At 49.6% G+C, this 8,278-nt stretch carries 6 protein-coding genes, 1 tRNA gene and 1 pseudogene; 5 read left to right on the forward strand and 3 right to left on the reverse strand.

The window, feature by feature from the left end; translation table 11 throughout:
* The 4 genes and pseudogenes from AACZ40_RS26720 to AACZ40_RS26735 form a co-directional block, all read left to right on the forward strand.
* A pseudogene (locus AACZ40_RS26720) lies at positions 1-1,474 on the forward strand (hypothetical protein); the annotation flags it as partial.
* A gap of 311 nt (positions 1,475-1,785) precedes the next feature.
* A complete protein-coding gene (locus tag AACZ40_RS26725) occupies positions 1,786-2,805 on the forward strand; it encodes a tetratricopeptide repeat protein (RefSeq protein ID WP_291168990.1) in 1,020 nt (339 codons plus the stop codon).
* A 204-nt stretch (positions 2,806-3,009) separates the two neighbouring features.
* Positions 3,010-3,083: transfer RNA gene (locus AACZ40_RS26730), tRNA-Pro, on the forward strand.
* Between the two features lie 213 nt (positions 3,084-3,296).
* Complete coding sequence (locus tag AACZ40_RS26735) at positions 3,297-3,446, forward strand: hypothetical protein (protein ID WP_291168993.1); 150 nt, start codon at positions 3,297-3,299, stop codon at positions 3,444-3,446.
* A gap of 31 nt (positions 3,447-3,477) precedes the next feature.
* Here the strand turns inward: AACZ40_RS26735 and AACZ40_RS26740 are convergent, their stop codons facing one another.
* From AACZ40_RS26740 to AACZ40_RS26750, 3 genes are all read right to left on the reverse strand, one after another.
* Positions 3,478-4,866, reverse strand: coding sequence for an arylsulfotransferase family protein (locus tag AACZ40_RS26740; RefSeq protein ID WP_291168994.1), 1,389 nt, complete (start codon positions 4,864-4,866; stop codon positions 3,478-3,480).
* A complete protein-coding gene (locus AACZ40_RS26745) occupies positions 4,856-6,328 on the reverse strand; it encodes a sulfotransferase (RefSeq protein ID WP_291168996.1) in 1,473 nt (490 codons plus the stop codon). Before AACZ40_RS26745 ends, AACZ40_RS26740 begins: the two co-directional genes overlap by 11 nt.
* A 310-nt stretch (positions 6,329-6,638) precedes the next feature.
* Positions 6,639-7,151, reverse strand: a complete 513-nt coding sequence (locus tag AACZ40_RS26750) for a hypothetical protein (protein WP_291168997.1) — start codon at positions 7,149-7,151, stop codon at positions 6,639-6,641.
* Between the two features lie 771 nt (positions 7,152-7,922).
* Here AACZ40_RS26750 and AACZ40_RS26755 point away from each other — a divergent pair.
* On the forward strand, positions 7,923-8,278 hold a 356-nt coding region (locus AACZ40_RS26755; RefSeq protein WP_339676609.1), incomplete at its 3' end, for a hypothetical protein.

Here is an 8,278-nt window from a genome sequence, read left to right on the forward strand (position 1 = left end):
CCCACCGGCGGACGCAGAAACAGCATCCACAACCAAACCCGTTCCAGAGACTCCTCCGGCAACCGAATCTCTGCCATTACCTGCGACGACCGAAACTCAACCGCCTCAGCCACAAACCGCAAAACCAGAACCAGCTCAGCCCGCTTCGACGGACAGTGAAACAGTCGCCATGAATGCCAGCAACGGCAAAGCCCCCGCACCAGCGCCACCCAAAATTGAAATGGCCGATGCTGTGGCAAAGGCACCGGCTGCCCAGATCGAATCGGAAGACGGTTTCTTTCTGGAACGGGTTGATAACAAACATGAACTGGCGGACAAAAACGACTGGGTGATCCTGTCCAAGGTCAGCCCGATTCAGGTCGGTTCGACGGTGGCTTCTCCCGAACCCTTCACTGCCCGAATCAATATCCCGGAAGCACTATGCAAAGTCGTACTTCTTCCCGGAACGGCTGTTACTTATACAGGCAAAAACAAAGCCGCCGACATGGGCTTCCAGATACAGGAAGGACGCATTCGAATTGAAGCGTCCCGAGGCCTGAACGACGCCAGAGACGCAGCGGGACCTGTGCTTTCGATCAAAATTAACGACGAACTCTGGCGCGTGGATCTGGTAACCAGAGACAGTGTGTGTGGCATTCAGATTGTTCCGGTACAACCGCATCATCCCGGGCAGACTCCCGACGGAGATAATTACACAGGAATGCTGTTTGTTCATTCGGGCATGATTCGATTCTCGGACGGCAAAGGAAAAGTCCAGACGATTGATGCGGGACACTGGATGTCCCTGACGGCCGGAGATCGAGCCAGGGGAGCGATCAATCCTTCAAACCAGCCGAAGCCACTGCGCGTGCCTCATTGGGTCGAACCCGACTACAAAGACAATTCCTATCTTTCACGACGTTTAATTGCTGCCTTTGCCAAAGAATTAAAAGACGGTCAACTTGTCTCACTCACCATGCCGGCCATTACCAAGGATTTGAAACCCAATGTCTCTGACCTGGCTACCAAGTCACTGGCACTCACGAACCGTTATCAGGAACTGGTGAAAGTCCTCAACCAGGTCGACCATCATGAATCTCGCATTGCCGCCATTGACGGACTTCGCAACTGGCTGCTCCGTGACCCGGAAAATGGAACACTGCTGGCAGAGTCTCTGCAAAATCAGTTCTCTCCACAGATGGCTGAAATCCTGGAACGACTGCTCTGGGGATTCCAGCCGGAAGATGCACAAGACCGGTTTATCTCAGGTCGACTGGTGGAATGGCTTGAGCATAGCAACGTTGCCGTGCGAGAGCTGGCGTTTAATTACATCAACAAATTAACAGGACGCACTGTCGATTATTCTGCCATCGCCACACCAACTCAAAGAAGGGCAACAGCACGCCGCTGGTACTCTCACATAGAAAAAAATGGTTCCTTACTGGATCCACAAGAGGCCACCCCGGCTTCTCCAGACAAACCAGTCCTCCCGTAACAGCATCGAGAACGCCGGTCAGTCGTCTACCAGTTTCTCCCTGTTGGAAATGATCTATCTCCATTTTCAACAGGGACTTGTGTTCTGAAATATTTTTCGGTTTTCAAACAGTTTTGAGCGAATTTCGAAAAAACTCCTCTTGCTGCATTTTTCACAGACTGCTATCTTTCTCACACTTCTCTCCCAGTCACTTCCTGATTGACTTTTCAATCCTTTAAAAATCACTTTCCCCAATCCAAACCATTTTTCCGACAGCATGAGATTCCGAACAGGACTCTGAAGCATGCTTACAAACGATGGAGATGTGCACGATGCACTTGACCCGGATCAACTTTTCGTTAATCGGCAAACTGACCATTCTTCTGTCACTCGGATGCTTCACGCTTTCCGGTTGTAATTCGATGCATGGCGTAGCCAGTAATGAAATGGGAAATGGATATTACCAGCGTGGTGAATATGCCAAAGCCCGTGAATCGTTCACACGTGCCATCGCAGACAACCCCGACAATCCTGACTACGTCCATAACCTGGCGGTCGCCATGGAGAAAGAAGGAAACCTGGCAGGAGCAGAACAGACTTATCAGAACGCGCTGCGACTTGACCCCTCCCACCAGCCCTCACACCATGGTCTGGCCGAGCTGATGATCAGCCAGGGACGTCAACAGGAAGCAGCTCAGCATATTACTGCCTGGCGGGATACACAACCTTACATTGCCGAATCACACCTGGAAATGGCCTGGCTGCTGGAACAGTCGGGAGATATCAATGGTGCAGAACAGTCACTCAAAGCGGCTGCCAACGTCGATCCGAATCACCCCAAAGTCTTAGCTCACCTGGGACAGGTCTATCAGCAGACAGGTCGCTCGGATGAAGCACTGGCCATGTATGAGCAATCACTCTATTCAGAATGGTATCAGCCGCAGGTGCAGTCACGGATTGCTTCCATCAAAAAGCCATACGATACCGCCAGCCCTCAGGATCGCATCGTCGCCAAAGGCTGGGAGCACGGCCCGATGGGGAACGGCAGCCTGTTGCGTTACCGGTCACGCACCGCCCAGGCAAGTCATACCCATCCCCTTCCGACCTATACTCAAGGTGGATCAACAAGTACCATTGCCATGATGAATGAAGGACAGATGAGCCAGGCAGGCGGATATTCCGAACAGGTAGTCACCTCGCAACCAATGCTGGTCGCCCCCGGCATGACAGGACAGCCGATACAGATGGGAACCCAGTACATGACGGCCTCGCCGGAACCAGTCAATGTTGATCCGGCTCACTTCCCGACAGAACCAGCCACGGCAGGCACTCCCATCGTTCAACCCTACTAAGAATGCATCACATTCAGCCATAGCACCTCTCAATCGATTTGACTCGGTTCAAATATCCCTGCAGACGCTCCAGTTAAACCAGGGCCCGCATGAAAACAGCCTGATGGCAAGCGGATAGAGATAGTCTGCTGTTGAAAAATCTCTGCTCCTCAAGGCCCCGGCTGCGTTGACCCACGATGGACTCATGATAGAATGAACGTCCCGCGGGATGTGGCTCAGCCTGGTAGAGCGCTGCGTTCGGGACGCAGAGGTCGCAAGTTCAAATCTTGTCATCCCGACTTTTAAGTTGTTTTATAGAAACAGCTTACAAGCGCTATTTCTGGCCCGTTATCCACCGGATCATCTTGGTCCCTTAAAGTGGTCCGTTATTCTGTAATTTTTCATGCAAAATTACAACTCTCTGAGCCGCTCCGAATCGCTTCCCTCGCCCCCTGAACGGCAAACGTGCCCCCTTCTCTTACATCCGGCCCCTAAATCCCTCTCAGGAAGCTGTGCAACGTCTGGCTGATCCACAGCAGCTGCGTAACAGTCAGGCGTTAAGAGAGCAGGTTGCGTCACAGATGACTATGGTTCAATCCAACCAGGATCAGTTACTGGTGGACCGTTTCCGACAGGTCCACCTCGCAGTGACCGGAAGTTAATCTGAAGGTTGCCGATCCTCCACAGAGTGGTTTACTCCTGCAATACAAACTCTGACCCACTCTTGAGATATAAACGCGCCCAATTTGGACTCATGGCGTGTGAAGGTTCGTTGTAATACGGGATATAGAATTGGCATCGGACGGTGCCAAAAGAATCTATGAAGAGGTATCTTCCTGTATTCGTCTCTTCGACCAGAATCCAATCGTCTACAGTTTGCGTTTGCCGCCCCTCAGTTGCCGAAACGAAGAGACCATTGCCCAAGTACTCTGTAGTCTTATCAGAGAAGTTAAAAAAGGCAATATTGCTACTCCCCCCTCGAATGTCCGACCAGTCCCAGGACGTAAAGCTCACGTTATTATTGAAAACCGAAATGGTCGACTCGTTCACGATGTTGATATCATGTTGTGCAAGCCAGGGCCCCTGTTGATACCACACAATCGAGCCATCTTGTGGCCGAAACTGAACAATCGCGCTCTTATCGCGAAGACTTAAAAACAAATCTCCCTTCCTCCAAAACTTGCCGTCACTCTTGACGGGCAACACATTATTCAGATGGTACGGATCCCGGTAGGGACCGTCTGGCATGATTGTCGCCGGCGTCGCCTCCAACAGCGTCTGAATCAAACCGTTGTTTGAAAACATGTCGCTCAGTGAGTAGAAATGGAGCCTCTTGCCCTCTGCATCAAGGCATAACACTGCGTCCTCACGGAATCGCAAGTCTTTGGCGAGTGAATGCCTCAAATCAACGGAGCAAGTCCAGATATTGCCGTCTTCGTCCAGTTCAATCGAATGATGAACAAGCTCCTCACTTTTCCAGAGCAGGTCTGATTTCTCGTCCAGCTTGTACATGTACCCCACTACTCCGCAGTGGAATATCAGGGACATGTCAGCTCCGATAATCGGCGAAAGAATTCGAATCGCGGCGAGATTGTTCGGTAACCGCTTATGTAAGGACACTGAGATTTCCTTTGCTTCGAAATCGGCCTTCACTTCTTGTTTTAACCTCTGTATATCTTCGAAGATCTTTCGTAGCGGAACGTGCCAGGTATGTGCTACTTCACCGGTCTTGATGTTCTGCAGATAAACGCTACCTTCATCGGCCCCCTCGTAGCGGTAGTACAGCAGGTAAAGGTGGTTGCTCAGGTCTTGGATATCAGAGAGTTCGCCCAGCCTGGCAAGATCAGGGTCTGTATTCATAACGAATTCCTGATGCTCCAGCCCGGTCGATTTTACAGAGAGCCAGAGTTTCACAGTTTCAGGGACGCTGGCGGCGGCCAGCAAGCCTTTATCTACGACGTTCCGGTCGTTTGGCTGTTTTTCGACAGCTCTTATACTCAGCCAGACAAGCCCCCAAAGACAAAAGAACAGAACCAGAAGGCGTCGAAGAACTCTGATTGCCTGGTCGCGATTAAACTTCATGATTGATGGCCACCTTTAGCAGCTTGTCATAGAGTTGTCTGGAGTCTGGAAGAACAGTGGATTCACCCTGTTCGGAGCGAGTGCGTCGCCATTCCTTGATTTCAATCGCTTCGAATCGTTTGGCATCAATATCGAGAAACGGGCACAGACTCAACAACGACCCGCATGGATTTGCTAAATATTTCTCATAGCAAAAGAAACAGAAGTCGGGTTCGCCCGCGTAGAGATCGAATGCGTCGCGGTAGAAAACGTGCCAGACGCGAAGCCAATACTCAAGGCTACTCGGGTCAGCGGCTGTAAGCGATTCGTCATCACATTCGCCGAGTAACATCGTTTTCGAATGGAGTCCGAACTCGTGGTGGACAAGGAGATCCATGTAGTCGAGGGCGAAATCGTCTTCCTTCTGTAATTTGGATAAAATGTTGTGCTGCTCAAGTAGTGATTTCGCTTGAGCATACGGTTCTCTAAACGGGATCACGGTCCTCGTGGTCAGCCCGTTCCCTGCATCAAGTCGATGCAGAGACCTGGCACGAAGAAGATGATTGTTGTTCTTCATCAGATAGGTCTTGCCACCTGCAACCATGCTCCGAAACTTCTGATATTCAGCGTGGATGTCTTCGGCAACGTTATGTTGAATCAAGCGTTCTACTTGAACAAAGTCGGCCCCGGCGAAGTGTAGCCAAAATGGCTCCTCTAACGCTTCATAGGTGCTGAGGCTATGAAGTATTCCGTCCTTGTGCGACCGCTCCTTCTCCTTATCTTTCTTGCGTGAGATCAGTTTGGGGCCAGTTCGAGGCATCAACACAAATGGCATGTTTCGATAGGAAAGGCTCACAAAATCTGGCAACTGACCCAGGTACTGCATCAACGAGGTAGAGCCGGACCGTGCCAGCCCGGCGATGTAGACGTGTTGCAAAGGCGGAACGAGTTCCTTCCTGTTCGTAATGCACTCGAACCACCATTGGAGTTTCATAATCCCTCTGTTGCCCAAGAAGAGGTAGTGAAGAAATTTGTCCAGGGCAGAGTATTCCCAGCTACCAGATGTTTTCGGAAGGAAGGGCAACAAGATGAGCGGAAGCAAAGTCCCGGCGATGAAAGGCCAGTGTAGCAAGTATTGAGGGAATGCTGATTCTCTCCATAGTTCAGGAGAAAAAAAAGATTTTTGGTTTTCCCCTCTGGCCGACTCCAAAGTAATGGCCAATAAAGCAATCGTCGCGCCGACAAGAAGAACGATCAATACAATTCTAAAAAGCACCTGCAAAAAAGAGATGACCACCGGTTTGTATGCCTGCTTAGCAAGTCTAAACCGCTGATCATCGTCAAACAGGGGATGACCGCTATGGTAGGCGAATTTCGCGATCGAAAGAATCCAACTGTCGACGGAATGACGGATCTTGAGCCCCTTAAGCACAATCAATAGAATAAGGGAGACCACAACGCCGGAAAGGAATTCATAAATCATGAATTCCTTTTCTCCGAGATCCGCTTCAGCAATCTTTTCAGCGGGAACCACAGGAATGTGAATAGTGTAATTGAAATGAGTGAGAAAACTCCGATGACCACCAGTAGCGCACCTGCGCCGAGACCAGGTCCGAGATATGCGAAGATCATTTTCAACTAGTCCTTTGTTTGGTTCCCGCGATGACAAAAAGTCAAAGTTGCGAAAAACGAACGCAATTCTTCGAGTTTAATTCAGACGCGAATCAAGCCTTTCACAACCACTGGCAATAGACGTCAACTGCCGCTCCGGTTCGCGCAATTGTTCGCTGTCATCAGTGGCTGAAACGTTCCAATTTTATAGTCTCAAATTGCTTGGCATTTGCAAGTTGTACACGGATGTCCTCAGGGTTATAGTAAAACCACCCCATGTCAGCGTCACCCTCCGACCATTCAACTTGAAAGTGTCCGGCTGAAATTCGTAACTGCCCATCATCATTTACCACTAAGAACTTGCGCTCACCATCAGGCTTATATTTTTCAAATAACAGACCGGTCCCTGTCATGACTGCCATTCCTTTTGTTTGGTACCGAAAACGGTATCTCACAGGCTTCGAGGTCGTAATCACGTCGGCGTTTCTTGTCACGGGACACTGAAATACAACGAGTGCGACCCCCTCATCATCCACGAAAGCGAGCATAGTGTCGGCATAGTGAATTGGTGCGGAGATTCTCGCAGGCGGGGCGGAGCGTTCCGCTGGCTCGCCATGTCCGCCCGCCAATACAATTGTTGACACGACGGCGGTAACCGTAGCCACCGTGATCCGTGTCTGGGGGCGTTTCAACATTCAATCCTTCCTTGCCAGCGAACTTGAATTAAGCTGAATTATTTCAGTATAACCCTTTAACGGTAGAGTTGGTGGAATTTTGTATGGCTGTGGAATAATTGTCAAGAGAAAATTGAGCAAGTGCGTTTAAAGAATGCCGGGGTAATGTTGGTTTTTGCGAAAGTCTACTAAATTACTCATAACTCATCGTGAACTGCCCAAGATGAATGCGTTATTGTCGTATTCGAAATCAAAATCGTTTTTTTCCGTCAGTGGTGACAAAATCGGAGCAGCTTTGAACGTCGCTACAGCACGGCCACGAGAGTGCCTCACTATTAAAAATGACTGCTGATTATATCGTGGAGTTCGCCTGGATCATGTCAAAGTATCAAGCATGCTCGAAATCAGACATCAAGACTCTGCTAAAAACTCCCACGATCAAAAAACATACCAAAGAGAACCGCCAGTAGTTGGATGAACTGATCGAGTAACTTAGTACAGAATAGTCAGCCTGAAAAAAACAATTATTTGCTTTCCTTCAGGACAGGGCTTACTTTCCAGGATTCACCAGCTAAGATCCTCCCTCAGTCATTTGGAGTCCTTACTAGTTGCACTGGATACTTCTTCGCGACTTCCGTCCATAATCAACCGGGATTTCATCGCAGTCATCTGTATTCCACTTCAGTACCGGATTCAGATCGTCTTGCCGTGTTACCTTAACCTTAACACCTGACCGTTTGAGGCGATCAAATAAGGCTGGTATCAGTCCGGTAAGAACGATGGTTTTCCCGCATGAGCACTTTCGGCGAGGCGATTACTGGGAAAGTCCACCCCGTTGCTTGTGCAGTTGAAGTCTTTGGCTGGAAACTTGAGAAGGCAGTTGGTCAACCGCACTTTTACGGATACGGTGATCATAACCTGCGGCAGATGCGGAACTGGTTCGGCCTGACAGGGCAAAAAGAAGTATTAAACTGGGTGATCCAGTCTTACTACGAGGAACTTAAGCCAGATGACAAGCCAACTCTGAGTATTTATTTACGCCCCGCTTCTCGCGTAGACCTGGGATTACAGTGCTTGATAGCAGAATCTATTTTCCCGAACTTTCTGTCCAATGACAGGTGGGAGCACGAATTTATTGATTACTTTAA

It is taken from the genome of uncultured Gimesia sp. (genome assembly GCF_963972345.1).
GTDB lineage: Bacteria > Planctomycetota > Planctomycetia > Planctomycetales > Planctomycetaceae > Gimesia.